Origin of the sequence: Neomoorella sulfitireducens (genome assembly GCF_024733845.1) — a bacterium.
Classification (GTDB): domain Bacteria; phylum Bacillota; class DSM-521; order Neomoorellales; family Neomoorellaceae; genus Neomoorella; species Neomoorella sulfitireducens.
Genome location: NZ_JANRHG010000008.1, coordinates 82,345 through 107,486 on the forward strand (window position 1 = coordinate 82,345; position 25,142 = coordinate 107,486).

General features: G+C 56.2%; 25 protein-coding genes and 3 riboswitches. Of the genes, 6 read left to right on the forward strand and 19 right to left on the reverse strand.

All coding sequences use genetic code 11. The features are described 5' to 3' along the window. Nucleotides 1-27 precede the first annotated feature (27 nt). A riboswitch (TPP riboswitch) is annotated at nucleotides 28-135 on the reverse strand. Between the two features lie 103 nt (nucleotides 136-238). Together NWF31_RS09625 and splB are read right to left on the reverse strand one after the other, a co-directional pair. Next, a complete protein-coding gene (locus tag NWF31_RS09625) occupies nucleotides 239-2,542 on the reverse strand; it encodes a DNA internalization-related competence protein ComEC/Rec2 (RefSeq protein WP_340674371.1) in 2,304 nt (767 codons plus the stop codon). 239 nt (nucleotides 2,543-2,781) lie between these two features. Next, nucleotides 2,782-3,813, reverse strand: a complete 1,032-nt coding sequence (gene splB, locus NWF31_RS09630; protein WP_258360285.1) for a spore photoproduct lyase — start codon at nucleotides 3,811-3,813, stop codon at nucleotides 2,782-2,784. A gap of 108 nt (nucleotides 3,814-3,921) precedes the next feature. Here splB and NWF31_RS09635 point away from each other — a divergent pair, with 108 nt between their 5' ends. Next, entirely contained in the window at nucleotides 3,922-5,340 is a 1,419-nt protein-coding gene (locus tag NWF31_RS09635; protein ID WP_258360286.1) for an FMN-binding glutamate synthase family protein, read from the forward strand. A gap of 62 nt (nucleotides 5,341-5,402) precedes the next feature. On the opposite strand, the gene NWF31_RS09640 is transcribed toward NWF31_RS09635, so the two are convergent. After that, the gene (locus tag NWF31_RS09640) at nucleotides 5,403-6,638 is read right to left on the reverse strand and encodes a D-alanyl-D-alanine carboxypeptidase family protein (RefSeq protein ID WP_258360287.1); all 1,236 of its coding nucleotides are present in this window, start codon (nucleotides 6,636-6,638) and stop codon (nucleotides 5,403-5,405) included. 103 nt (nucleotides 6,639-6,741) lie between these two features. Here NWF31_RS09640 and NWF31_RS09645 point away from each other — a divergent pair, with 103 nt between their 5' ends. Continuing rightward, the gene (locus NWF31_RS09645) at nucleotides 6,742-7,350 is read left to right on the forward strand and encodes a phage terminase large subunit family protein (RefSeq protein WP_258360288.1); all 609 of its coding nucleotides are present in this window, start codon (nucleotides 6,742-6,744) and stop codon (nucleotides 7,348-7,350) included. A 1-nt stretch (nucleotide 7,351) separates the two neighbouring features. Here NWF31_RS09645 and NWF31_RS09650 read toward each other — a convergent pair whose 3' ends face one another. Genes NWF31_RS09650 through NWF31_RS14625 form a run of 6 tightly spaced genes read right to left on the reverse strand, consistent with a single transcriptional unit; the run spans nucleotide 7,352 to nucleotide 12,927 of the window. After that, on the reverse strand, nucleotides 7,352-8,098 hold the full coding sequence (locus NWF31_RS09650; protein WP_258360289.1) for an ABC transporter permease: 747 nt from the start codon (nucleotides 8,096-8,098) through the stop codon (nucleotides 7,352-7,354). Between the two features lie 57 nt (nucleotides 8,099-8,155). After that, the gene (locus NWF31_RS09655; protein WP_258360290.1) at nucleotides 8,156-8,896 is read right to left on the reverse strand and encodes an ABC transporter ATP-binding protein; all 741 of its coding nucleotides are present in this window, start codon (nucleotides 8,894-8,896) and stop codon (nucleotides 8,156-8,158) included. Beyond that, nucleotides 8,893-9,876 (reverse strand): ABC transporter substrate-binding protein, encoded by a 984-nt coding sequence (locus NWF31_RS09660; protein WP_258360291.1) that lies wholly within the window; start codon nucleotides 9,874-9,876, stop codon nucleotides 8,893-8,895. The genes NWF31_RS09655 and NWF31_RS09660 overlap by 4 nt, the downstream gene beginning before the upstream one ends. 28 nt (nucleotides 9,877-9,904) lie before the next feature. Then, entirely contained in the window at nucleotides 9,905-10,762 is an 858-nt protein-coding gene (locus NWF31_RS09665; RefSeq protein ID WP_258360292.1) for a UbiA-like polyprenyltransferase, read from the reverse strand. Beyond that, a complete protein-coding gene (locus NWF31_RS09670) occupies nucleotides 10,749-12,185 on the reverse strand; it encodes a menaquinone biosynthesis decarboxylase (RefSeq protein ID WP_258360293.1) in 1,437 nt (478 codons plus the stop codon). Before NWF31_RS09670 ends, NWF31_RS09665 begins: the two co-directional genes overlap by 14 nt. Before the next feature lie 7 nt (nucleotides 12,186-12,192). Next, nucleotides 12,193-12,927, reverse strand: coding sequence for a globin-coupled sensor protein (locus NWF31_RS14625; RefSeq protein ID WP_277998942.1), 735 nt, complete (start codon nucleotides 12,925-12,927; stop codon nucleotides 12,193-12,195). Between the two features lie 136 nt (nucleotides 12,928-13,063). Between NWF31_RS14625 and folE the strand changes: the two genes are divergently transcribed. Together folE and folB are read left to right on the forward strand one after the other, a co-directional pair. Continuing rightward, entirely contained in the window at nucleotides 13,064-13,621 is a 558-nt protein-coding gene (gene folE / locus NWF31_RS09685) for a GTP cyclohydrolase I FolE (protein ID WP_258360294.1), read from the forward strand. 39 nt (nucleotides 13,622-13,660) lie between these two features. Continuing rightward, on the forward strand, nucleotides 13,661-14,032 hold the full coding sequence (gene folB, locus NWF31_RS09690; protein ID WP_258360295.1) for a dihydroneopterin aldolase: 372 nt from the start codon (nucleotides 13,661-13,663) through the stop codon (nucleotides 14,030-14,032). Nucleotides 14,033-14,206: 174 nt separating this feature from the next. On the opposite strand, the gene NWF31_RS09695 is transcribed toward folB, so the two are convergent. The 8 genes from NWF31_RS09695 to NWF31_RS09730 form a co-directional block, all read right to left on the reverse strand. Then, the gene (locus tag NWF31_RS09695) at nucleotides 14,207-14,545 is read right to left on the reverse strand and encodes a P-II family nitrogen regulator (RefSeq protein WP_054936376.1); all 339 of its coding nucleotides are present in this window, start codon (nucleotides 14,543-14,545) and stop codon (nucleotides 14,207-14,209) included. A gap of 38 nt (nucleotides 14,546-14,583) precedes the next feature. Beyond that, nucleotides 14,584-15,870, reverse strand: a complete 1,287-nt coding sequence (locus NWF31_RS09700) for an ammonium transporter (RefSeq protein WP_258360332.1) — start codon at nucleotides 15,868-15,870, stop codon at nucleotides 14,584-14,586. 375 nt (nucleotides 15,871-16,245) lie between these two features. Next, nucleotides 16,246-17,007: a UPF0280 family protein gene (locus tag NWF31_RS09705; protein WP_258360296.1), complete on the reverse strand. Its 762-nt coding sequence runs from the start codon at nucleotides 17,005-17,007 to the stop codon at nucleotides 16,246-16,248. Between the two features lie 2 nt (nucleotides 17,008-17,009). Then, nucleotides 17,010-17,417 carry an NIL domain-containing protein gene (locus tag NWF31_RS09710; RefSeq protein ID WP_258360297.1) on the reverse strand — a complete coding sequence of 136 codons (408 nt, stop codon included), beginning with the start codon at nucleotides 17,415-17,417 and terminating at the stop codon, nucleotides 17,010-17,012. 34 nt (nucleotides 17,418-17,451) lie between these two features. Then, nucleotides 17,452-18,654 carry a homocysteine biosynthesis protein gene (locus NWF31_RS09715; protein ID WP_258360298.1) on the reverse strand — a complete coding sequence of 401 codons (1,203 nt, stop codon included), beginning with the start codon at nucleotides 18,652-18,654 and terminating at the stop codon, nucleotides 17,452-17,454. Between the two features lie 97 nt (nucleotides 18,655-18,751). Continuing rightward, nucleotides 18,752-18,855, reverse strand: a riboswitch (SAM riboswitch). 209 nt (nucleotides 18,856-19,064) lie between these two features. Further along, nucleotides 19,065-19,859: an ABC transporter permease gene (locus tag NWF31_RS09720; protein ID WP_258360299.1), complete on the reverse strand. Its 795-nt coding sequence runs from the start codon at nucleotides 19,857-19,859 to the stop codon at nucleotides 19,065-19,067. Between the two features lie 2 nt (nucleotides 19,860-19,861). Then, a complete protein-coding gene (locus tag NWF31_RS09725) occupies nucleotides 19,862-20,617 on the reverse strand; it encodes a phosphate ABC transporter ATP-binding protein (protein WP_258360300.1) in 756 nt (251 codons plus the stop codon). 258 nt (nucleotides 20,618-20,875) lie between these two features. Further along, nucleotides 20,876-22,486 carry a sensor domain-containing diguanylate cyclase/phosphohydrolase gene (locus tag NWF31_RS09730; RefSeq protein WP_258360301.1) on the reverse strand — a complete coding sequence of 537 codons (1,611 nt, stop codon included), beginning with the start codon at nucleotides 22,484-22,486 and terminating at the stop codon, nucleotides 20,876-20,878. 488 nt (nucleotides 22,487-22,974) lie between these two features. Next, nucleotides 22,975-23,064, forward strand: a riboswitch (cyclic di-GMP riboswitch). Between the two features lie 145 nt (nucleotides 23,065-23,209). Here NWF31_RS09730 and NWF31_RS09735 point away from each other — a divergent pair. Both NWF31_RS09735 and NWF31_RS09740 read left to right on the forward strand, forming a co-directional pair. Beyond that, nucleotides 23,210-23,332 carry a hypothetical protein gene (locus NWF31_RS09735; protein WP_258360302.1) on the forward strand — a complete coding sequence of 41 codons (123 nt, stop codon included), beginning with the start codon at nucleotides 23,210-23,212 and terminating at the stop codon, nucleotides 23,330-23,332. Nucleotides 23,333-23,334: 2 nt separating this feature from the next. Then, the gene (locus NWF31_RS09740) at nucleotides 23,335-23,505 is read left to right on the forward strand and encodes a hypothetical protein (RefSeq protein ID WP_258360303.1); all 171 of its coding nucleotides are present in this window, start codon (nucleotides 23,335-23,337) and stop codon (nucleotides 23,503-23,505) included. A 74-nt stretch (nucleotides 23,506-23,579) separates the two neighbouring features. Here NWF31_RS09740 and uppP read toward each other — a convergent pair whose 3' ends face one another. Together uppP and NWF31_RS09750 are read right to left on the reverse strand one after the other, a co-directional pair. After that, complete coding sequence (uppP, locus tag NWF31_RS09745) at nucleotides 23,580-24,365, reverse strand: undecaprenyl-diphosphatase UppP (protein ID WP_258360304.1); 786 nt, start codon at nucleotides 24,363-24,365, stop codon at nucleotides 23,580-23,582. A 91-nt stretch (nucleotides 24,366-24,456) separates the two neighbouring features. Further along, a complete protein-coding gene (locus tag NWF31_RS09750) occupies nucleotides 24,457-25,125 on the reverse strand; it encodes a ComEA family DNA-binding protein (RefSeq protein WP_258360305.1) in 669 nt (222 codons plus the stop codon). Nucleotides 25,126-25,142 lie beyond the last annotated feature (17 nt).

Here is a 25,142-nt window from a genome sequence, read left to right on the forward strand (position 1 = left end):
AACACCTGCGGCAAGCAGGTGATCTTCATTAAACCTTTGCCCCCACTTCCCTACGCTGGTATGACCCAGATCAGGTTCCTAGGGTTAGTGCACAGCCGCACCTCTCAGCCCTTGCGGGCACCCCCGGGGTAAGTATGCAATTGTCCCGGCTCCGCCGGTTTTGTAATAACATATTCGCCTCAGGTTAACTTTTTCCTCCCGGGAAAAGAATTTTTCCGGCAATAGGGTCAATATATCGTCAATGGATGGTGGTATTAACCTGCCAGCTTTCCCCATCGCTCTTGAAGGTAATTGCTCCCTGCCTGTCGGTGCGATAAACGGGAACCCCCTGCTCTTCCCAGTAGGCCAAAATTTCCGGCGCCGGATGGCCGAAATTATTATTCTCCCCGACTGATATCACCACCGCTTGAGGGTTCACCTGTTTTAAAAACTCCCGTTCCAGGCCGTAACGGCTGCCGTGGTGGGGCACTTTAAAAACGGTACTGCAGACGTCTGCCCGGCTGGCCTTCAGATCGGCCATGGCTTCGGCCTCGATATCGCCACTCAGGAGCAGGCTGAACTGCCGGTAAACAACCTTCAGGACCAGGGAATTGTTATTGCTGTCGAAGTTGCTGCCGCTGATTTCCATGCCAGGGTGCAGGACCTGGATACTCAGGGCCGGGTCCAGGGCCAGGGCGTCGCCGCGGCCGGCCTGCTGCCAGGGGATCCCCCTGGCCCGGAGTTCGGCCAGGAAAGGGCGGTAGGCGTCCGCCATTTCCCCGCGGAGGGGCGGGACCACCACCAGGGCCACCGGCATTTCCCGGATCACGGCCATAAGGCCCCCTAGATGATCGGCGTCGGGGTGGGTGCTGATTACCACATCCAGGCGGCGCACACCCTGGCGGTGGAGGAAGGGTACTACCACCCTCTCCCCGACGTCAAAATCGCCCTGGTCGTAAGGCCGGCCGCCGCCGTCAACAAGGAGGTGCCGGCCGGCAGGGGTGGACAGGTAAGCGGCGTCCCCCTGGCCGACGTCGATAAACGTGACCCGGAGTTCCTGCCGCCGGTCCCAGGGATAAAGAAAAACCAGGAGGACGGCCAGGGTAAGGAAGGCCAGCAGGGCCAGCCGGCGGCGGTGCCACTGCCACAAAGCCTGCCACCGGGGTTCATGGCGGTGCAGCCAGAATTCCCGAAAAAGAATTAATGCCAGGTAGCAGCCGCCCACTGCCAGGGGCGAAGGGGTAGCCAGGGGCAATGTTACTCCCGGGAAAACGGCCAGGCGTTCCAGAACGGCCAGCAGCAGGTTTATAAGGGGTTCCAGGGCGGCAAATATTATAACTGCCGGGGCCGGGGTGATAAGGGCCAGGGTAGAGGCAGCCAGGCCCAGGGTGACAATGACCCCTACCAAGCCGGCAGTCACCAGGTTGGCCGGGACACCTAAAAGGGGTATAAAGTTAAAATAATAGGCCACCAGGGGCAGGGTGGAAACCTGGGCCGCCAGGGGGACCACCAGGTAAGCCCGCCAGGACGGGAGACGGGCCAGGAAGTCGTCCAGCAGCGGGTAAAGATAAAAAATTCCCCAGGCGGCGGCAAAGGAAAGCTGAAAGCCGCTGTCATACAGGAAACGGGGGCGGAAGAGCAGGATTACCAGGGCCGCCAGGGCCAGGGCGGAGTAAAAATCCCGCCGCTCCCGGCGCAGGTACGCTATCAACTCCAGGCCGGCCATGATGCCGGCGCGGCTGACAGAGGGGGTAAAGCCGGTAACGGCAGCATAAAAGAGAAGCCCGGCAAGCCCGACGATCACTGCCGCCCCCGGCCTGAGGCCCAGCAGGCCGGCTATGGCCATGAGGATCAGTAAAACCAGGGCCATGTTGGAACCGCTGACGGCAAAGAAATGAAAGACGCCCAGGTTTTTGAAGGTATCGCTGTCGGTATCCGTCAGTTCGTTAACATCCCCGAATAAAAGGGCCGCCAGGATCCCCGCCTGGCGCGGCGGCAGGGCGGCAGTGATTACCGTTTCAATCCTCCCTTTGGCCGCCAGGGCCAGGCGCACCAGGGGGTGGCCCGGTACGGTTCCCAGCTTTACTATGGCCCGGGAGTCGTTGATTAACATGCGGTTATAGATGTACTGCCGCGCCAGGTAGGCGCGGTAGTCCAGTTCGCCGGGATTACGGGCCTGCGGGGGCGCGGTGAGCCGGCCGTGGATACGGAGGACGTCGCCGTAATGGTAAAGGACTTCTATCTCGCCCCTTGCCGGCAGGTAAAGAACAACCTCTACCTTTTCTTTTACCCTTTTATGGTAGTCTCCCTGCCTTATCTCCCGGGCCTCCAGGATATAGACGACCCGGCCGGCGTAAACCCGGGGTTCCGCTACTACCACCCCGGTAAGATCGAGGAAGGTCTCCCTGTCGCCCGTAAGCTGGCTCCGGTGATAGTTGCTGTCCCAGGTGCCGGTAAAAAAGCCCAGGGCCATAAAACCGGCCAGGAGGAAGGCCTGCCATTCCGCCCGCCGCGGCGGCCGCCGGAACAGGTAAGCCAGGGAGAAAGCAATAACTGCTGGCACAAGGGCCCAACCAGGCTCCCCAGTTACCCGGGATGCCAGCAGTAAACCGCAAATATACGCCAGGGTAACCCGGACTAGAGGTGCTTCCAGCATAAGGCAAATTTCGCCGGGGAGGGGCAAAATTCCTGCCGGCGTTTATGATTCCGGTTCTTAAACTTTGTGATACACTGAATTGTCAATGCCGGAGGAGAAAAGGTAGCCGATATGGAATGCCTGGCCGGGGCGGTGGTGCTTGTTTGCTATATAAAGTATTCAATGGTCGCCCGGGGCAAGTAAGCAGCTACCATCTTTTTAAAGAAGGCTTCCATCTCTGTTCTTACCCCGGCGGGGTAAACATACTTGCCGTAGCCGAACTGGCTGTATTTGAAAGTGCGGGTTTCTTCATCTAAAGGTAATTCTGTCTTTGGAAATAAAGTCTCTATGGTGTTTTTTGCTTTTTTTGTAAAGCGATGGGTTATTAATTCCAGGGTCAAGTCATCATGTTCTGCCAGTAAAGTTTGCCGGGCAATTTCTTGAAAAAGAGCGCGGTATTGCTCTTGCCAGCCGTCCAGGTAAAATATGGGGGCTATTATAAAACCCGGATGGTAACCGGCCTTTACTATTTTCAGGGCCGCTGCCAGCCTTTCCGCCAGGGGCGGTGTACCATGCTCAAAACGCTTAATTATATCCGCGGCGTTAATACTAAAGCGAAAGCGGGTATGTCCCCGGTGGTCTAATCCTAAAAGGCCGGCTACATTTGTAAATTTCGTAACAACGCGCAGGCGTCCTAACGGTTGATTACCCATAAATTCAATGGTACGGGCCAGATTGCCGGTATATTTTTCTACCGGAAGGGGGTCTGAAGTAGCCGCCGCTTCAAAAACCGTAATCTCTGGTTTTCTGCGCTCAATATAGTCCCCGGCTAGCTCCAGGATCTCACTTATATTTACGTAAACTCTCTGGTAAGGCCTGCGTCCAAAATGGGTAAAAAGGTAGCAGTATTCACACATCGCCGGGCAACTGGTAGCCAGGGGTAACTGGAAGTGGGCAGAAGGTTTGCAGGTTTCTAAACGCCTGCTTCGTCTTACCCCCACCACCAGGGTTCCTTTGGCTTCCACGAAACTTTCTTGCACAGATTTACCCGGGATGCAGGTTACCCGGTTGTGGGATGGAGTAAAAAGTATCTCCAGGCCTTTTTTACGAAAATCATGGTATAGTTTTTTACCCAGGGGATAATTGAGGGCTGCCGGCTCAAAAACAACCCGTTTGATATCCGCGCTCGTTTTTATCACCTGCCTGGCCCTAGTCTGTCCAGTTCCAGGCGATGTGATGAGCAGGGAATATAATTTTCCCCTTTAGGGAGATACTGATCATACACTGTTCAAGGAACGGATGGCCAGATGGGAAATAAAAAAGCCGGCAACACCTTAATCTGGAAACCGGTGCTGGGCTCTGCAGGCCTGACCTTGCTGGGACTGTGGCTATTACGCCGCCCCCTGTTGAACCGCCTGCACGATTCTTTTCTTAAAACCGTAATGACCGATCCCTATGAAGAGAATTTATGGGAGTTTGCGTCGGCAGCCACCCGGACCGGCCTCCAGAAAATTGTGGAAACCAATTTACGTGCCCACCACGGGAAGCTCATCCACCGCCCTTTCGGCAGCCCCTGGCGTTCCCCAGGTACGGACGGCCTTATTTTTAACCTGGCGCAGCTGGCCAGGCTTCCTGTTGAGGAAAGTGTTCCCGTTGATACGAAGGTAACCCTGGGGCCGCAGGCCGCCAGGCCCTTGGAAATAAGCATGCCCATCGTCATTTCCGGCATGGCCTACGGGCTGGCCTTAAGCGAAAAAACCAAGATAGCCCTGGCCAGGGGGACCAGCCTGGCCGGTACCGCCACCAATACCGGCGAGGGGCCCTTCCTGGCTTCCGAGAGACAGGCTGCCAGGCACCTCATCCTCCAGTACACCCGCAGCGGCTGGAATCACCACCCGGACATACTAAAACAGGCCGACATGATAGAGATCCAGTTCGGCCAGGCAGCCATCGGCGGCCTGGGCCATAGCAGCAATTATGCAGAGATACCTCCCAAGGGCCGCCGCCTCCTGGGGCTCAAGCCAGGCCAGGCGGCTGTTACCCATGCCCGTATGCCCGGTATCAAAAACCCGCAAAAAGACCTGCCACGCCTGGTCACCAGGTTGCGCCGCCTGACCGGGGGTGTCCCCATCGGCGCTAAAATTGGTGCCGGCAATGACCTGGAGAAGGACCTGGCCGTCCTCGTGGAAGCAGGCGTAGACTTTATTGCCATCGATGGCGCCGGGGCGGCCTCCAAGGGCTCCCCGCCCATTATCCAGGACGACTTTGGCGTGCCCACGGTCTACGCCGTCAACCGCGCGGCCACTTTTCTAAAAAAACAGGGGGTAAAAGACAGGGTAAGCCTCATCGCCGGCGGCGGGCTGGTTACCCCGGGCGACTTTTTAAAGGTCCTGGCCCTGGGGGCCGACGCCGTATATATCGGTACTATCGCCCTTTTCGCCCTCACCCATACTCAAGTCTTGAAAGCCATGCCCTGGGAGCCCCCGGTAGAAGTAGTTTTTGCCTGCGGCCGCTATCAGGACCGGCTGGACGTTGATAAGGCCGCCCACAACCTTGCCAATTTCTTGCGGGCCTGCAACGCCGAGATCATGGAAGGAGTCCGCGCCCTGGGCAAGAAATCCGTCCGGCAGGTCAACAAGACCGACCTGGCTGCCCTGGACCCGGTAACGGCCAGGGCCCTGGGTATCCCCCTGGCTACCCGGGCCGGAAGCAGCTTCCTCTCCTGATATGGCCGGATAGCCGTGTGACCAGAGGGGGCCGGCTGCGGACCGGGCAAGTCTTTATAAACTCAGGAATAATCGCTGAAAACCCTGCTCCTGATGACACGGCGTCGCTGTCGCCTCACCAAAACCCGGCGGTATAACACGAATAGGACAGCCATTGCCAGGCTCAACCGCAGCCACCAGTCGCCGGGGCTCAAGGGCCGGGCCGGGATGGCCTGGCGGTTGATGATATCAACGCGGCCAATTATTTCTCCATCCTGCAGGAATACCATTTCCCCTACCCGCGTGCCCGCCGCCAGGGGCCCCCGCAGGGAATGTATTTCCAGCCGGCCGGCAGGAAGGCCGGCGCCATTATCATTTTTACGGACTACGGCCAGGTCACCGGCAGCGACCAGTTCTACCTTCTTGCCGTTTCCCGGGTCAATTACCCCCATTACCTCTCCCTCCCGGGCCAGCTGGAAAGAGCGGAACTCTTTAAAACCGTAATCCAGGAGGGCGGCTACGTCCTTTTCGGCCTCCCGGGAACTGGGCTCGTCCAGGACAACGGCAATGAAGCCCTGTCCCTGGCGGCTGGCCGCGCCTACCAGGGTAAAACGGGCGTCGGAAGTATAACCGTTTTTTACCCCGTCGGCACCTTCGTAGTTCCAGAGGAGCTTGTTCTGGTTGATCAGGGTCGTTTCCCATTCCCGGCCGTGCCAGGGCCTGGTTTTCGTAGCTACGATCCGGCGAAAGGTTTCATTCTCCATGGCGGCCCGGGCGATTGTTGCCAGGTCCCTGGCGGTGGTATAATGGCCCGGTTCCGAGAGGCCGTTCGGGGTTACAAAATGGGAATCCCGGGCGCCCAGGGCGGCTGCCTTTTCATTCATCAGCCGGGCGAAGCCTTCCTGGGAACCACCGTAATGTTCGGCTATGGCCAGGGCGGCATCGTTGCCGGAGTTAAGAAGCATGGCGTACAGGAGGTTTTCCAGGGTGACTTCCTCCCCTTCCACCAGGTAAACCCGGGTCCCTTCCACCCGGGGCGGGTTTGCTCCTACGGTGATCAAGTCATTAAGATGTCCTTTTTCCAGCGCAATCAATGCGGTAAGGATTTTCGTGGTGCTGGCCGGGGCCTTACGCTCGTCGGGATTTTTCGCGAAGAGGATCTCCCCTGTAGCTCTATCCATAAGTACCGCTGCCGCCGCCGTGAGTTCGAGGGTCGCGGTAGTACTTGCCGCCGGGGCGGGAGCTGCTGCGATAAAAATAAGGAGCACGATGGTAATGACCGCGAAAGCAACGTTTTTTGCTCTGTCTGCCAGAGGCATTAATCCTGTGAAATCCCCTTTCCATGTGATCTCCGTCATAGCTGCCTGGAAGGACGGGTGTTAGAATAGAGGTAACGTTAATTTTACAAAGGGGGACTTAAGAATGAGTGTGGGACGCTGCCCCGGCCAGGACCGGCGCTACTGGAAACCCGGGGATATTTTCGAGGAACCTTGCCCCCACTGCGGCGGGATGATTGAATTCTGGAAAGACGACGTCACCCTGCGCTGTCCCCACTGCCGCAGGGTTGTAACCAATCCCCGCTTTGACCCCGGCTGTGCCGCCTGGTGCTCCTACGCAAGCAAGTGCCTGGGAGAAATGGCGGCGGTTTACCAGCACCAGCCCCGGGTAATACGAGATAAGCTGGAAGTGGAAGCCCGGAAAAACCTCTCCCATCACCGGGAATTGCTCAGCCTGGCCTTAAAGGCCGCCTCCTTTGCCGAAAAAATAGCCAGGGATGAAGGCGTGCAGCCCCTGGTGGCCATCGCCGCCTGCCTGTTCTACGACGTGGAGAAAGCCGGGGAAAACGGGACCGGCAGTTCCACTACCCGGGAGAGCATGGCCAGGGCCGGCCTTGAACCCGGGATAATCGAACAGGTGACGAAGATTATAGCCGCCGGAGACAGGGACCTGGACGACCCTGCCTGGCAGGTCGTGCAAAAAGCGCGCTACCTGGCCAATAAAGCCCTTGCGGGACGGCAGCCGCAAAAATAAACTACTGCCGCTGCCAAGGGCAGAGGAGATACTCCACTAAATTAAGCATCATGTACAGCACCAGCCCCATGCCGGCCATGGCCATTATCCCGGCAAACATGGCACCGAAGTCGGCCCGGAAAAGGCCGTCCAGGATAAAATAGCCCACCCCGCTGTTCCCGGCAATAGTTTCGCTTATAAAAAGGACGGAAATGGCGCTACCCAGGGATATACGGCCGGCTGTAATGATCTCCGGCAGGCAGGCAGGTATTATTACCTGGCGGTAAAGGCTGATTTTCCCGGCACCCAGGGAAGCGACGGACAGCAGCAACTGGGGGGGAATTTGCCGCGCCGCGTCCCTGGTCGTAATCAAGATCTGGTTGACGATAACCAGGTAAATGACCAGCATCCTGGTGGCGTCACCAATACCTAAAAGAACCATGGCTACTGGTAACAGGGCCACCTTGGGAACCGGGTAGAGTAAATAGACCAGGGGCGCCAGGAAGGAATCTAAAACCGGATGGCGCCCCGCCAGGAGACCTAAAGGCACGCCGGTTATAAGGGCCAGGGCCAGGCTCCCCAGCACCCGGTAGGTGCTGATGCAAAGGTGCCGTGCCAGGTCCGGCCACCACACCTCAACCAGGCTCTGGAGGGACGGCAGGGGGCCCGGCAGGCCCGGGTTGTTGATGATGGTGGCCAGGAACCACCAGAAAGCAAACAAAAAGAAAAGGGATGCCAGGTAAGACAAAGCACGGCGGCAATCCGGCACTTATTTATCCACCTCCCGCACTGCCCGCGCCGTTATCAGGCATACAGCCCCGGAGCCCTATCTTTGCAGGATCTGGCGTACACGGGTGCAAAGCTGATGGAATTCCGGTGCAAAGCGGTAATCCTCCCTGCCGGCTCCTTCGTTGGCCAGGACCGCCTTTACCTGGCCCGGGGGGCCCGTCAACACGATAATTTGCCGTCCCAGGAAAACGGCTTCCTCAATATTATGAGTAACCAGCACCGTAGTCAACCGGCGCTGGTTTTGTATTTCTACCAGGGTCTGCTGCAGGCCCTCCCGGGTCAGGGCATCCAGGGCGGAAAAAGGCTCGTCCATCAACAGGACATCCGGTTCCAGGGAGAGGGCCCTGGCAATGGCTACCCTTTGTTTCTGCCCCCCGCTCAGCTGGGACGGGTAGCGTTTTTCCAGGCCGGACAACCCCAGGCCGGCCAGCAAAGGCTGCAGGCGCTCCCGCTGCTGGCGGGAGGTTAATTTACGCAAGGCCAGGCCCAGGGCGGCGTTTTCCCATACAGTTTTCCAGGGCAGGAGCCCGTAATCCTGGAGAATCATCGCCGTCCGCTGCCGCGGCCCTTTTATTTTTTCACCGCCGATCCATATTTCTCCCCGGGCAGGCTGCAGAAGGCCGCCCAGCAGGTAAAGCAGGGTCGTTTTACCGCAGCCCGAGGGGCCTATAAGAACACACGTCTGCCCCGCCGGCACGGTAAAATTAAGGTTAATCAATGCCGGCACGGCTCCCCCGGCAGTGTAGTAGGTGTAATCGAGGTTAATAACCCGGATCACTTATTCTCCCCGCCGGCAGGGACAAAGGTTGGATCCACCAGTTCATCATAGCCGTACGCCGCGGGAAGCAACTTTTTCGCCACCATCCATTGCTGGACGTCGGTCACTTCGGTTTCTGCCGGCAGCCGGGGTGGTGAAAATTTTGGTGATAGGTACGTGTCCTTGAGTTCCTCGGGAATCCGGGCCCTGGCGACAAAGAGTTCCCGGTACTTATCGGCATTGCTGCTTACCAGGCCGGCCGCTTCGGCGTAGACCTCCAACAATTTCTTGATGGCGGGCCCTTTCTCCTTGAGGGTTTCTTCCCGGAAGATCAGGACCACCTGGGACAGGTTGCGGTCAATTTTCGTATCGTCCAGGATGACCCGGCCGCCTTTCTTCTCGGCCAGGGTAGCAAAGGGATCGGGCAGAAGGGCTGCTTCCAGCCTGCCTCCCAGCAGGAGCTGCAGGCGTTCCGGGATCTGGGGCACGGCCACCTTCTGCACGCTGCCGGGATCTACCCCTGCGCCCTCTAAGAGCCTGTCGGCCACGTATTCAATAATGGTATTTTCTGATATACCGACTGTTACGCCCTCCAGCTGTTCCGGGCGGCCGATATTAGTACCCGGCCGGGCGACCAGGGCAAAGCGTCCTTCGGCCGGTGTCGAACCCATGGTCAGGGAGACGATCTTGACCGGCGTCCCGCCCTTCCGCAGGAGGGCCGTGGCCACGATGTCGGCCACTTCCCCGTCAATGCTTTTAGCCTGCAGGGCCAGGTCGCGGTCCCGGGCGCTGTTGAAGGGAACTAACTCGACCTCCAGCCCGGCCCTGCTAAAAAGGCCTTCCGCTTCGGCGACAAAAAAGGGAAAGTTATCTTCAACCGGGATCAGGCCCAGCTTCAGGCTTTCCCCGCCCCCTGCCTTTCCCGCCGGCTTACTGCAGCCGGAGACCACGAATACAAGCAATAAGATAAACAAAAAAAATCTTAAAGATTTCCCGTTCATTTTTCCACTCCTTTTTTAGCCTGCTTCCTTAGCGCCAGGTTAACGCTAAAAAGGTAAAAACAAACATCAGCACGCTTAAATAGCCATTCAGGTTTAAAAAGGCCAGGTTCAAACGGGACAGGTCTTCCGGGGAGACGATACGGTGCTCATAGGTCAGGATGGCAGCCGCCAGTATTACCCCCAGGAAATAAATTGTGCCCAGGTGCAGGAGTAAGCCCACACCGGCCAGCATCAGGACGGCGAAGGCGTGCAGGCCACGGGCGACGATCAGGGCCCGGGCTTTGCCAAAGCGCGCCGGTATAGAATGAATCCTGTGCTGCCGGTCAAAGTCATAATCCTGGCAGGCGTAAATAATGTCAAACCCAGCCACCCAGCTCCCCATACCCAGTCCCAGGACTACAGCCGGCATTTCTACGGCCGCCCGCATGGCCACCCATGCCCCGACGGGGGCCAGGGCGTCGGCCAGGCCCAGTACCAGATGACAGGCCCAGGTCCAGCGTTTGGTATAGGAATAGATAACCAGAATAAAAACGGCAATGGGCAGCAGCTTTACGCAGAGCCAGTTGAGCTGCAGGGCGGCGTAAAACAAAAGCCCGAAGGAAAGCAGGGTATAAAGCCATACTTCAGCAACAGACAGGAGACCCCGGGGCAGGGCCCGTCCGGCCGTACGCGGGTTCAGGGCATCAATATGGCGGTCAATGAGGCGGTTCAACGACATGGCTGCCGTCCGCGCCCCGACCATGGCCAGGGTAATCCAGCCGAGCTGGGCCGGGGACGGCCGGCCGCCCGCCGCCAGGAAGGCACCCAGGTAAGCAAAGGGAAGGGCAAATATGGTATGCTCAAACTTGATCATTTCCAGGAAGATTTTCAACTTACGGCAGGCCATACTCGTGCCACTTCCTGTCGATGAGTTCTAAAATCTCCCGGCTCATACGCGCTTCCCGGGGCCAGGGCCGCGGGTGCCCTTCTTCCGGCAGCTTGCGGGTAGCGTCCAGGCCCATCTTGCTGCCGTATCCCGTGAAGGCAGAGGCATGATCGAGGATGTCCACCGGCCCGTCTACAATCACCGTATCCCGCCGGGGTTCTATGTTGCCCAGGACCCGCCAGCGCACTTCGTTAAGGTCATGGACATTGACGTCGTCGTCAACAACGATGATCAGGCGGGTAAACATCATCTGCCCCATGCCCCAGAAGGCGTGCATGACCTTGCGCGCCTGCCCGGGATAGCTCTTGCGGATAGAAACGATGACGCAGTTGTGGAATACTCCCTCGGCGGGAAAGTTTATGTCCACAACCTCCGGCAACTGGAGCTGGATCAGGGGCAAAAAGAGGCGTTCCGTTACCTTGCCTATATAAAAATCCTCCATGGGCGGCGGCCCCACCACCGTGGCCGGGTAAACGGCACGGCGCCGCATGGTCATGCAGGTAAGGTGGAAAACGGGGTAATAGTCGGCCGGGGAATAATAACCCGTATGGTCCCCGAAGGGACCTTCCAGCCGCCTCTCTTGGGCGTCCACATAACCTTCCAGGATGATTTCCGCCCGGGCCGGTACCTCAACATTCACCGTCAGGGCCGGGACCATCTCCACCGGCTCCCGGCGTAAGAACCCGGCGAAAAGCATTTCATCAAATCCCGGCGGCAGGGGGGCAGTCGCGGCATAAATCACCGCCGGGTCGGCCCCCAGGGCTACGGCCACTTCCAGGCGGTCCCCGCTTTTGCGCAGGTGCCCCGCCCCGTCCTTATGGAGCTGCCAGTGCATGCCGGTGGTGCGGTCGTCAAATACCTGCATGCGGTACATGCCGGCATTGCGGCGGCCGGTGACCGGATCGTGGGTGAAAACCAGGGGCAAAGTAATAAAGCGGCCGCCATCCTCCGGCCACAGCTGCAGCACCGGCAGTTCGGCCAGGGAAGGCGGTTCGACCCGCACCTCCTGGCAGGGGGCGGTTTTAACCCGGCGCGGGAAGTAACGGCCCAGTTCGGCCAGCTGCGGCAGGTATTTTATCTTCTCCAGCCAGCCGCCTCCCCTGCCGGGTAAATCGAGTAAAGCCCTCAATCTTGCGGCCGGCTCTTCTAGGTCGGCAATCTGCAGGGCCTCTTTTACCAGCTCCACGCTGCCGAAAAGGTTGGTGGCTACAGGTAGCCGGGAACCCTTCACCCTTTCAAAAAGGAGGGCCGGTCCCCCTTTTTTCACTACCCGGTCGCTTATCGCGGCAATTTCTAGGACCGGATCGACTTCCACCTTTACCCGGTGGAGCAATCCTTTTTCTTCCAGACAGGCCAGATAGGCCTGTAGATCATCATGGGGCAACTTATTCTCACTTCCCCTTTTGCTGCATCGTGACAAGGAGCCGGTGGTTCTCCTGGACTTTCCGGGTGATATCTCTGGCCGACTGGGAAGTCCTGGCTGCGAGGTCCCTCACTGCCTGGGCTACCACCGAAAAGGTACGCCCGTGTTCCCCGGCCCGGGCCGCTTCAATGGAGGCATTGAGGGACAGGATCTTCGTCTGCTCGGCAATATCGTCGATAATACCGGCCACCGCTGCAATTTCATCCTGGAAACGGGTCAGGTGCTGGAGCTGGTCAACGATATAGTTTTCAATGGCCAGTTGCATATCAAAGACAACCCTTTTAGTAAAGGCCTCCAGCAGCCTCAAGGCCAGTTCAGGATCCCCGCCGTGATATCGCCAGATTATCCGGCGGATTTCAGTGAGATAGATACGGTAGGCCCCCAGGTACCACCGGGGGTAAAGGCCAATTTCCTGGTGCTTCTTACCAATGCGCAGGCGCCATGAGATATATTCTTCATCTATAACCGGCGCAGTTAGACTGATAAAATATTCCTTCTGGGTCCGGGAGAGGCGCTCTATTGTACTGTGGTTTTTAATTAAAGCATCCAGGTAAGGATGCCGAACAAGCTCATCATAAAAGGTTTTAACTACAGTATCAGCCTCCTGGGCAAAAATATCCTTTTGCCCGTGCATAAGAGCCAGCTCCGCCTCACCAATGCCCAAAAAGCGTAGCTGCTCGGTATAGTTAGCCGCAATAGCCATATTGTCACCCCCCGCATTTTACTTAAGAAACATATTTCGCTTTTGAAAACCATTTTCCTTCTCCAGAGTTGACTGGCCTCAAGATATGTGTTTTAATGACAAAAAAATAGTGGTAATTGGCCGGGGAGGAAGAACTATGGATAAAGAAAAGATCCGCCAGGCGGTAAGGATGATCATTGAGGCTGTAGGTGAAGACCCGGAGCGGGAAGGCTTAAGGGAAACACCGCGCCGCATCGCCGATATGTATGCCGAAATCTTCGCCGGTATTAATCGCGACCCGGGGGCAGAACTCACTGTCGTCTTTGATGAGAACCATGAAGAAATGGTGCTGGTCAAAGATATCCCCCTTTATTCCGTCTGCGAACACCATTTTCTCCCCTTTCTGGGCAAAGCCCATGTCGCCTATATCCCGCGCGGCAGGATTACGGGCCTTTCCAAGCTGGCGCGGGTAGTAGACATCGCTGCCCGGAGGCCCCAGGTCCAGGAGCGCTTAACGTCCCAGATTGCCGACATTATCATGGAGAAGCTCAATCCCTACGGCGTGGTAGTAGTTATTGAAGCCGAGCATTTATGTATGAGCATGCGCGGGGTTAAAAAGCCCGGCCATCTAACCATCACCTCCGCCGTCCGCGGCCTTTTCCGCCGTGACCAGGCCGCCCGGGCCGAGGCCATGGCGCTGATCCGTGGTAAATAAACGTCCATGGCTATCACCACTATCTTCATGGAGGGCTTTATGGCTAAAGACAAAATAATCCTGGACGGGCTGGCATTCTATGCTTACCACGGCTGCCAACCTGCCGAGGCAGAGCTCGGCCAGCCCTTCATCGTCGATGTCGAACTTTACCTGGACCTGGCCCCGGCCGGGCAGGCCGACGATTTGCAGGCCACTGTTAACTATGACACGGTTTACCAGTTGATCCGCGAGATAGTAACCGGGCAACGCTACAAGCTCCTGGAAGCCCTGGCGGAATCTGTAGCGCAAAAAATCCTCACCTGTTTCCCGGTGGAAGAGGTGCTGGTGCGGGTAAAAAAACCCCGGGCACCCCTGCCCGGGACCTTCAATTACGCCGCCGTTGAAATCCGGCGCAGCCGGAAAGGCCCTTAGCCTTCCAGGCAGGCCACCCTTTTTCGCGGTTTTGATTTTATTTTACCATTTGAGCCGGGCTTAAATATCCGGGCTGGGATAAAAAAGACGGTCCGGCTACCCTCGTGAAGGGATAACCTGAGACCGCTGGCAACAAAATAAAAAGTTACTCCAGCACGCAGGCAAGCTCCTGCCTTAAATAGCTGCTTCACCCATTTCACCGGTACGAATCCGGATGGCATTTTCTATATTATAAATAAAGATTTTACCATCGCCGATGGAACCGGTACGGGCTTCCCTCAAGATGAGGTTAATCGCCTCATCTACATCTTTATCCAGGACAACAATTTCTACCTTAACTTTAGGTAACAAGTCAATAGTATACTGGCTGCCGCGGTAGACTTCAGTCTTGCCCTTTTGCAGGCCGCAACCGGTAACATGGGTTACGGTCATCCCATTGATGCCGTATTTACCCAGGGCCTCTTTCACAGCTTCCAGCCTGGCCGGCCGGATAATGGCCTCGATCTTTTTCATTTTTTCCCCGCCTTTCCTTTTAACTACGGTATCCTGCCTCAGTGAACTTGCGTACCCCGCAGGACGAAATCACCGTAGGCCTGGATACCGTGCTCGTAAATGTCCAACCCTTCGCTTTCCTCTTCCTCAGATACCCGCAAACCTACAGTAACTTTGATGATTGCAAAAAGGATGGCTGCTGTAAGTACAGTCCAGGCAAAAACTGCCACCACGCCAATTAACTGGGTGATCAACAGGGAGACGCCGCCGCCGTAGAAAAGGCCTCCCTCGACGGCGAAAAGACCGACCATAATGGTTCCAAAGGCACCGCTAAAACCATGAACCGAAACGGCGCCAACGGGGTCATCAACCTTTAAAACCTTATCCATAAATTCCACTCCCAGGGCCGTTACGCAGGCCGACAGGAAGCCGATAATCACAGCTCCCAGGGGACTGACGGCAGCCGTCCCGGCCGTAATGCCCACCAGTCCACCCAGGGTACCGTTCAGAGTCAAACTGACATCGGGTTTCCCAAAACGCAGCCAGGGCAGGATGAGGCCGCCAAAGGCCCCTGCCGCCGCAGCCAGGTTAGTCGTGACGGCGATGCGGGCAATGTCCGGTGTGGTACCGGAAAGGGTACTGCCCGGGTTAAAACCGAACCAGCCGAACCAGAGTAAGAAGACACCCAGGGCTCCCAGGGTAATGCTGTGGCCGGGAATAGCCCTCACACTACCGTCAGGGCCAAACTTGCTGCGCCGGGGACCCACCATGGCCGCGCCTACCAGGGCCGTCCAGCCCCCGACCGAGTGGACTACAGTGGAACCGGCAAAATCGATGAAGCCGCGCTGGGATAGCCAGCCGCCGCCCCAGGCCCAGTGGCCAACTACAGGGTAGATGACGGCACTGATAAAGATGCTGTAAACCAGGTAAGCAACAAACTTCGTCCTTTCAGCCATAGCGCCGGAAACGATGGTAGCTGCTGTAGCGCAAAAGACCGTCTGGAAAATCAGGAAAGCGTAGAGGGGGATCTCCAGTCCCAGGTGTTCGAAGGTGCCTGTTGTTCCCCAGCCGGTGGTCCCAATAAAGCCGCCGGCATCAACGCCAAACATGATGGCAAAGCCAACCAGCCAGTAGATGATAGAACCGGAACAAAAGTCGATGAGGTTCTTCATGACAATATTGGCTGCATTTTTGGCCTGGGTAAAGCCGGTTTCGACCATGGCAAAGCCAGCCTGCATAATGAAAACTAGAAAAGCAGCTATTAAAGTCCATACGGTATCAAGGGCAGTCGCGTTGCCGGCAGCCGCCGGCTCCTCGGCCCAGGCCACAGAAGGGAGAAATAACATTACGCTTACAACGAGAAGAACCAGACAGATTCTACATCTTGAAATTTGCATGATTTTACCTCCCCAAAACTTTTTTAAACGAAAATTACCAGCTCTTCCTAACCTGTTTGCCCATGGCTACCTCCTCCCTGGTATTAAAGAGTTTAAAAAAGGCGCTACCCCAGGAGGTTTCACCCCCCGGTTAGCGCCTTTGCTTTCTCCCATCATTAGGAAAATAATAAAGCCGCTATTTTATAAACGATAGCGGCTTCATCGCCTTGTAAACACCATTGCTTACGTTATTTACTTTGTTTTTATTATAACTACCTGGAACCCCAATGTCAATAAATAAAAGGCTCTTACCGTGCTATTCTTATTCATGGGGGCACTCCTTTCCTATGGGGTTTTTGTTTGACCTTCAATACGAACCAGATCTACCCAGCCCCAGGCGGCGAGTTTATCACCGGCAATGATTACCGCCCCCAGGACACCGGGAATTTTTGCGGCCAGGCGGGCGGCCTTTTCCACATCAGCGGGTTCCTGGACGGTATTACCGGCAGCTGTGGCCACGGCGTCGGCCAGGGCTGCGGAAGTGGCCAGGATAACGGCCGCATCGGCCCGCCCAAAACTCAAAGAAGGGCCAACGGTGCCGGAAGAGGTGCAGATGCCTAAAGGGCACATTCGTGGCTCAACCTTTAAGGCCAGGCGGTGGCTGAAGGGTGAAGCGCCTGCAAAAATGCCGATGAGCCGGGAACGGCTGCTGTTTAAATAAATATCGCCGCCGTTTTCCACAATGATTTCTCCCCCTGGCCCTACAAGGTCGGTGGCAACATACTGGGCCATGGCCCCGGCTACCGCCGCCATGGGTCCAACGCCAGCCAGACTGGCTGCGGCCGCCATTTCCCTGGCTATAGGCGGGGCTTCCCCCGGTACATCATGGGGTGCCAGGGTACGGGCAAAAACAGGGTCCCTGGCGAGATAAGCCTCCAGTTGCCGGCGATAATGGCGAATGATCTCTTTCGCCTGCCTGACCAGTTCCGGTTTAAACTGCTTCTTAGGGATGCCGATGTCCAGGTCGGTTTCTTTATAGGCCACCTGGAAATGGACCAGGTCTTCCTGGGCAAAAAGCCGGCGGTAGCTTCTCTCTTCGTAGGCCAACTTTAGAAACGGACCTCCATGGCCTTATAAGGGCAGGCCCTGACGCACATCAGGCAGACGACGCATTTATCTTCATCAAAGTTAACGGTCATATCCGGACGTTCCAGGTATAGAGCGCCGGAGGGGCAGACACTAATGCAGGCACCGCAATGGCTGCAGATGGTTTCATTGCGGTGGACATCCTGGCTCAAAGGCTGGATGGTAACACCCAGTGAGCGCAGGTATTCCAGGCCGCGGGCATACTGTTCCGGTTCGCCCTGGATTTCCAGGACCATCATCCCTTCTTTGTGGGGATTGATGTGGGCTTTGAGGATATTGACCACCAGGTCATAGTTACGAATTAGCTGGTAGATGATGGGTTTATCGGCCGTCTCGGCCATGAAACGGAGGACTACCCGTTTGGGGGACAATTTCCCCACCCTCCTTTCTCAGGATCAGAGGTGCTCAGGCTTCTTTTTCCTGCAAGGATTTTAAAGGCGTAACTTCATTAATAGAAGGTAACAGGGCTACCGGCTCACTGAGGAGGAAACCGCCTGCGCGAATCCAATCTTTCAAGATAGCAGCGATCTGCCGTGCCCGGGGATAGCTCGATAGGGGCGCCGTGGGTACTTCCCGTCCCTGCAAGTTAATGGTCCCTGACTTTAGCTGGGCGTAAGTTACATAACCCAGGGGTTGAGGATTACCTGCCGGATAGTCGAGGCCATAATCAACTACCGGGGCGTAGATTTCTTCATCGCTGCGGGAGGCCCAGTACATGATTTCTTCGTTGAGAATGGGGATGGGTATACCCAGGCCTACCGTAAGGGAAGCGCCGTAGCCCAGGAAGGAAACGCCGACCAGCCACTCCGGGCGCATCTGTTTGAGGTCACCGATCACCGCCAGGGTACCGCCGGATACAAGCTGGCCACCTTCAGGCAGGGGCGTCAGGCCGGGGCAATGCTGCGTACCCTGCCAGACCACATAGCCAGTACCGCCGCCCAGGAATATCCTGGTACCGATGCCGATGGTCCGAAAGTAAGGATCTTTGAGGAGCGGGCTTAGCTGCCCGGAGGTTGAGTAATTGGCATTCCCCATATGAGGTTTTAAAACACCCATATAAGTATATATCGTCCGGTCGGATAGATTGACGGCAACGTTATAATTCTGGTAAGCGTTACGGGGGTTAAAAAGGACGGCCTGGTTCAGGTCATCTATGGTAATGACGGTATTGATTTCCCGGCGCGGGTAGCAATCGGTACCGTAGGCAATGGCCCTTAAGCTTACCGGTTTCCGGGCTACCAGGTCATGGATGACATGGCCGCCGCCGTAGCGAAATTCCCCGGGGTGGATGCTGTTCAAAGGATCATTATCCGGGACCTCGGTGGCTCCCAAAAAGGCATCAACGGCGGCCAGGCCGGCGTAGGCCTGGACATTATTTAACCATACCTTGCTCATTTTCATCCTGGGTTTGGTATGGCCGAAATTGAAATAGGCGCCCGATGAGCACATGGTACCAAAGGTGCCGGTGGTTACGACGTCAACTTCAGCTGCCGCCTGCCGGACGCCCTTTTCCCGGACCAGGGGAATGACCTCTTCGGCCGTCAGGACTACAACCTTGCCGCTTTTTATCCTGGCGTTGATTTCAGCCAGGGACTTTTCCACTGCCACTGCTGTTCCCTCCCTGAACTATGCCGGTTTCTCTAAAACGCTATATGAAAAATAAAAACCCCTTCCCGAAAGTATAAGAAGAGGTTGAATAGCCATCAACTTATCTCTCAGGGTCTTCCTGCGGCATTTAGCACCTTCCGGCAAAGTACCGGGGTTGCCGGGTTTCATCGGGGCCTTCCCTCCACCTGCTCTCGATAAGCCGTGAGGCAGTTATGCAATTTTACTATTAAATTAATATCATGCCGGGGTTAAGGTGTCAAGAAGAAATTAAATGGCGATAGTGTCAAGCCACTGTAGGATTTTTTTTCGAAATAAGCTTCACCATCTAGCCCGAAACCTAGTCTTTGTTACCACTACACTGTTTAGGGTTGACGGGTTTTTAAGCTAACGGCAAACACCTAATCTGGCTTTTAAGTTTTGTTATTTTGCGCCGGAGGTTTTAGCTGGTGGTTGGGCGTAAAGTAATAGCGATAGGCCAGCAGGGTGGCCATAATGGTAGTCAGGGCCGTGGCGGCGGCCACCATATAAGTGACGACCACCTGATACCTGACGGCTGCCGCCGGGCTGGCCCCGGCAATGATCTGGCCGCTCATCATTCCCGGTAACTGGACGATGCCCACCGTCATCATGGTGCTGATGGTCGGTAACATGGCCGCCCGCAGGGCTGAACGCAGGTATGGCAGGACCGCCAGGTAAGCAGTCGCCCCCAGGGACAGGGCCGCCTCGATTTCTCCCCGGTGGGCCTTGATCTCCCCTGTCAGGCGGTTGATGGCCAGAGCGGCACCGATCATAGCGTTGCCCACAATCATTCCGGCGATAGGGATAATATACTGGGGCTGATACCATGGTTTTACCTTTAAAACAATGCCGATGACAATGGCCAGGGTTATAATCCCGCCCAGAGCTATGGCCAGGAGCATAATGAAAAATAGGCCGGGCCAGCGCTCCTGTTGCCGGCGGTAGGCGTTGGCGGCAGCCACCAGTAACATAATACCTAAGGCCAGTATCACCAGGTACCAGCGGTTAAGGTTAAAGATCACCTGCAAAAGGTAACCGACGGCCGTGAGCTGGATAAAAGTCCTGAGGGTACCGATAAATAGATCCCCGTGGAGGTCCAGGCGCTGCCACAAGGAAACGGCCAGGGTAATTCCTACGAGGATCAGGGCTAGGAGGAGATTGCCGTAGCCGATATTGATATACTGCATCCTTATCCCTCCAACTGCCCGGACAGGAAAAGCCTGCTGCGGGGGTCTTGCGGGGCAGTAAAAAACTGCTGGGCCGGAGCTGCCTCGACTATTTCGCCGTGATGCAGAAAAAGGACTTCATCGGCAACCTGGCGAGCCTGGTCCAGGATGTGGGTAACAAAGATAATGGTTAGTCCTAAACGGGATTTCAGGTCAACCATCAAGTGCAGGATATTGGCCGCCGCCGTAGGGTCGAGGGCCGACGTCGGCTCATCAAGGAGCAAAACCTCCGGTTCGTTGGCAAGGGTGCGGGCCAGGGAGACCCGCTGCTGCTGGCCAATGGAGAGGCTGTCCGCCCGGCGGTCGAGGAGTTCTGTCCCCAGGCCCACCATCAGGATTAATTCCTTGGCCCTGGCCCGGGACAGCGAGATGCCACGCAGGCGAGGACCGAAGCTGATGTTCTCCAGCACTGTGCCGGGAAAGAGGGTTGGTAGCTGCCAGACCATCCCCACCCGCTGGCGCAGGGTAAATATATTGAGGCCCTTCAAGTCCTGGCCGTCAAGGGTAATACGGCCGGCAGCCGGATCCTCCAACCGGTTTAGAAGCCTGAGCAGGCTGGATTTACCGGAACCGGAGGGCCCGAGAACGGCGGTGATTTTCCCTTTAAGAAAGGATGTAGTTATCCTGTTCAGGATAATGACGGTCGTTACGTTCCCGGCGGTATTACGGCCGGGACGCTTCAGGGTTACCTCATTTAGCTCAAATTTTGCTTCCCCCATATATACTCCCCTCCCACCCAGGGAACCGCTTCGTCCCGGGCAAAAGTTCTCCCCCGCCAATCAGAACTACATTTCAGGAAATCTTCCATCCCGGGTAAAATAAAAACTCTTCCCGGATATAAGAAGAGGTTGGAGCCTGGTCACTTTATCTTCCAGAAGGTTTCCAGCAGAAGTTTTCCTGTGACACTTGGCACCTTCCGGCTCAATACCGGAGTTGGCGGGTTTACTATTAAACTACAATATCCAAATGGGCATACTTTAAATTCCACACAGGCGCGGTGCTACTTTTGCCCCGGCGTCCTTTTTCCCTGACAGCAGTTCTACAAAAATCTCCATGAGATGCGGGTCAAACTGCTTTCTCGCGCATCTCTTAAGCTCTTCCAAGGCCTCCTCGTGCGCCAGCGCACGGCGGTAGGGCCTCTCCGACGTCATGGCATCGTAGGCGTCAACTATAGCCAGGATGCGGCTCAAAAGATGAATTTGCTCTCCCCGCAAGCCCCGGGGATAACCCCGCCCGTCCCACCGTTCATGGTGTTGAAGAATATAAGGGGCTACCGGAGCCAGTTCCCCGGAAGAGAGGGCAATACGATACCCCACCTCAGGATGCCGCCGTACTTCTTTCCATTCTTCTTCTGTAAGAGGACCGGGCTTTAATAGGATACTATCCGGTACTGCCAGCTTGCCGATGTCGTGCACGTCCACCAGGAGGCGGAGATTATCCATTTCTTCGCGCGATAAACCCACCGCTTCTCCCAGCAAGCAGGCAATCTCTTTCATGCGTTCCGTGTTGTGGAAGTCTTTCTCCTCTAAGGCTGCCTTGAGGGCGCGGATTACCGTCGCCCGCGGGTCTTTCACGCTGGCCAGCTTGTTCATGTACATCGCATCGTCTGCTTCCTTGTAGACCTCCCGCAGGGGGCGCGCCGCATCTTCTGCCGTCGCCGCCCCCACAGAGAGGCTTAAAGGAAGATCCGGGTGCTGGGCGGCGTCCCTTTCCGTTACTTCAATTATGCGCCTGGCCACTTCCTCAGCAGTCTCCCGGCCTGTTTGCGGCAGGATTATTGCAAACTCGTCCCCGCCAACCCGGGCCACAACATCAGACTCCCGGACACTGCTCGCGATCACCTTTGCCGCACGGCGTAAAAGCTCATCGCCCTGCTCGTGCCCCAGCATGTCGTTGACTATTTTTAAGCCGTCGAGGTCACAGAGAACGAGGCTGATGGGAAAAGAGCGGCTCTTCTCCATCCGCCCCAGTTCTTCCTCGAAGAACGTGCGGTTGTAAAGCCCGGTGAGGGCATCACGGGTACTCAAGCGCTTCAGTTCCTCTTCCATCCTCTTGCGCTCGCCAATGTCGCGGATGCACTGGACTGCCCCGAGCAGGTTTCCCTTATCGTCGTAGATTGGGGCTACAAGGGTCCAGAAATAAAGCCCCCTGCCGCCGCAGGCGAAAGGGGCAAAACCTTCGCCGACAAGAATATGACCCTTCCTCTCTATTTTCTCGTACTCTTGCTCCCAATCATTACCGTTACCGAGCAGGATGTTCACGAGAATGGGTCTCTGTTTGCCGAAAAATGGAACCGCGTAAGCGTATTCGCTTTTGCCCAGGATTTCTTCTTTCTTGACCCTTGTCATTTCCTCCATGACCCGGTTCCACACTAGCACCCTCCCCTCGCGGTCCACGGCAAGGGTGGCGTCCGGGAGGCAATCGATGATCCTTTCAAAAAGTTCCAGCCTCTCCTCTGAGCTTTCCGGATGAACCCCGCTGCTGTCACTGAGCAGGAGTTCCAGAAGTCTCCTGGCCGTCCCGGTTTTTTCCTCCGGGAGAGCATCCACTAGTTGGTGAAGTTCATCTTTTTGCTGGTTTGGGTTCATGCGCTCCGCCGTCTCCTTTGCGCATCTTTTTTATGACTATTTTTTCTTTTTCATAAAAATCTGGTGAGGGTCGAGTCTTCCACAAGCAGGACGCTCTTTTCCGGCAAGGCTAGCAGGATTTTCAGCCCTCCCTTCGAGACCGTTTCCGGTACCGGAATCTATTTTAAATTTGTCAAAGGTTTTATCCCTTTTTATCCCCCAGGGATAAATGCCGGATCGAAATGTTTGCCCCGGCTTCCTCGTCTAAAAGTTCATATTGCTATGTTTCCGTTCCCGCTAATCAAGTTAAAAATTCGACACAACCTCCCAGTTTCCTCTAAGGTTATCCGATCTTCGCAAAGAGTTTATACTTTTTACGTTTAACTGCCAGGAGAAGCAGTCTTTTTCCTTGCCCCGTATTCCTGGTAATAAGCCATTAGACTCCCCTTGACAAAGGGAGCTTGTAAAGTTAATATGAAAGCACAACAAATTGAAAAATAAGTTTTCTCTACCACCAAGGGCAAACCCGTTCGAAAGACGGGGACGCAAAGCCACGGGCCTTGATCTCATCTTTGAGATACGGCAGCCGGGCTGCCGGTAGGAAGCGGCGGGACAGCACCAGGCGCAGTCAAAAATAACGGCGGTTGCCTGGTTTTTTATTTAAGCCACTGTCTTTTGCTGCGGTAGAGAGCAGAGGTGCCTTCTAAAATAACACGGTACGGCCTTTAAAAGGCGGTGATTGCTGTGAACGGCTGGCAAGGGCACCAGTGTTGGGCTGCAGTTAAAGACGGTAAACTTGTAATCGAGCACCCTGAAGGTGGTCCCTATCCCGTTATTATCCCCGGAAAAGGGATTAAAGGTGATTAAAGGTGATCGTTAACGGTAACGAGCGCCAGGATAAAATTGTAGTTACCCGGCAGGACAGCGTTACGCTCATCCCCCAGAACGAACGCCTGGAGGGGAGCTGGCAGCTGGTAATCGCCCCTGACAGGATGGCAGCAGCCGTGCTTAGAGCTGGACCTGTATTCCGGCAGGACTAGCATAAAACCACTGCTTTAACTAAAATATCCTTGCAATCTTCCCGCTTGAGGAGGCAGGGAAGTCGCCACCGTTTTTAACGTCGTAAATAAAAAACAGCTACCACCAGGGCGGCCAGGCAAATCCGGTACCAGGTAAACAGGAGGTAACTGCCGTGGCGCAGGTACTGCAGTAAAAACTTAATGGCTAAAAAGCCGACGACGGCTGCCGCCAGGACACCTAAAATAAAAGCCTGGTTGATGTCGGCCGGGGTTAAATCCTTTAGCTGCAGCAGGGCCGCCCCGCCAATAATCGGCACCGACATGAGGAAGGAAAAGCGGGCCGCCGTTTCGCGCTGCATCCCGGTAAGAAGGGCAGCCGACATGGTGATCCCGGAACGGGAGACGCCCGGGATTATGGCCAGGGCCTGGGAAATACCGACAATAATACTGTCCGCCAGGGTAATATCATCCATTTGCCTGGTCTTGCGCCCCACCCGGTCGGCCCACCACAGGCCGGCGCCCATCAGGACCAGGGCCAAAGCAATGAGCAGGGGCGAGCGGAAAACTGTAGCCGCCTGGTCTTCCAGGAGGTAGCCAAAGATTGCCCCCGGTATGGAAGCAACAACCAGGTACCAGAAGAGGCGCCCGTCCTGGCTGCGAGGCTGAAATAAACCGCAAACAACCAGTTCAATAAGATCCCGCCAGAAATAAAGGATTACGGCAATAAGGGTCCCCAGGTGCAGGGCCACGTCAAAGGTTAAGCCCGGGTCGGGCCAGCGGAAAAACCAAGGGAGCAAGACCAGGTGGGCGGAGCTGGATATAGGTAAAAACTCTCCGAGACCCTGGACCAGGCCAAGGACAACGGCCTGGATAACGTTCATCGCATGCGCTCCTTCAAAGTTTAAGTTACATAGCCAGTTTATCTTCACCCCGCCACAGTGTCAAGTATGAAGGGGTTTAAATTATGGTAAATCAATATACGGTTATCAAATCCTTGATGTCGTTAAACCGGCTGGGCCCGATACCGGAAACATTTTGGAGGTCTTCGATAGTGCGAAAGGGTCCCTTCTGGTTGCGGTAGTCTATGATGCGCTGTGCCAGGGTGGGGCCGATCCCGGGCAGGCTGTCCAGCTCTGCAAGGCCGGCGGTGTTTATGTTAATTTTGCCGCCGCTCTTAGCGATACCGGCTGAACTTCCCCCGGAAAATCCCTGAGCCGCCGGCAGGCTGCTGCCCCCCACCCCGCCAGCTTCTCCCTGGCGGGGAACAATCACCTGCTGGCCATCATATAAAGGCGCGGCCAGGTTCAGGGCATTGGCATCCGCTTCCGGCAATAAACCTGCCAGGCCGACGGCTTCATTGACCCTGGCCCCGGCTTTGAGCTCATATACCCCGGGTCTCTGCACCGCGCCGGTTACGTGGACCTGGATGGTTGACGGTTTAGAATCGTCAGCCAACCCTTCCCCCGCGACAGCTTCGGCGCCAGTGAGAGCTGCCGCGGCTTGGTCCCCCGCCACCACCCACGGTACCTCTTTCGCTGCCTGCCGTTCCTGCCAGCGGCCGTACTGGAGCCCGGCGCCAAAGAGGAAGGCGGCCACAAGACCTATAGCCAGCCAGCGCACCCGGCCGTCCCATTCCCACACTTCCTATCACCCCGGGA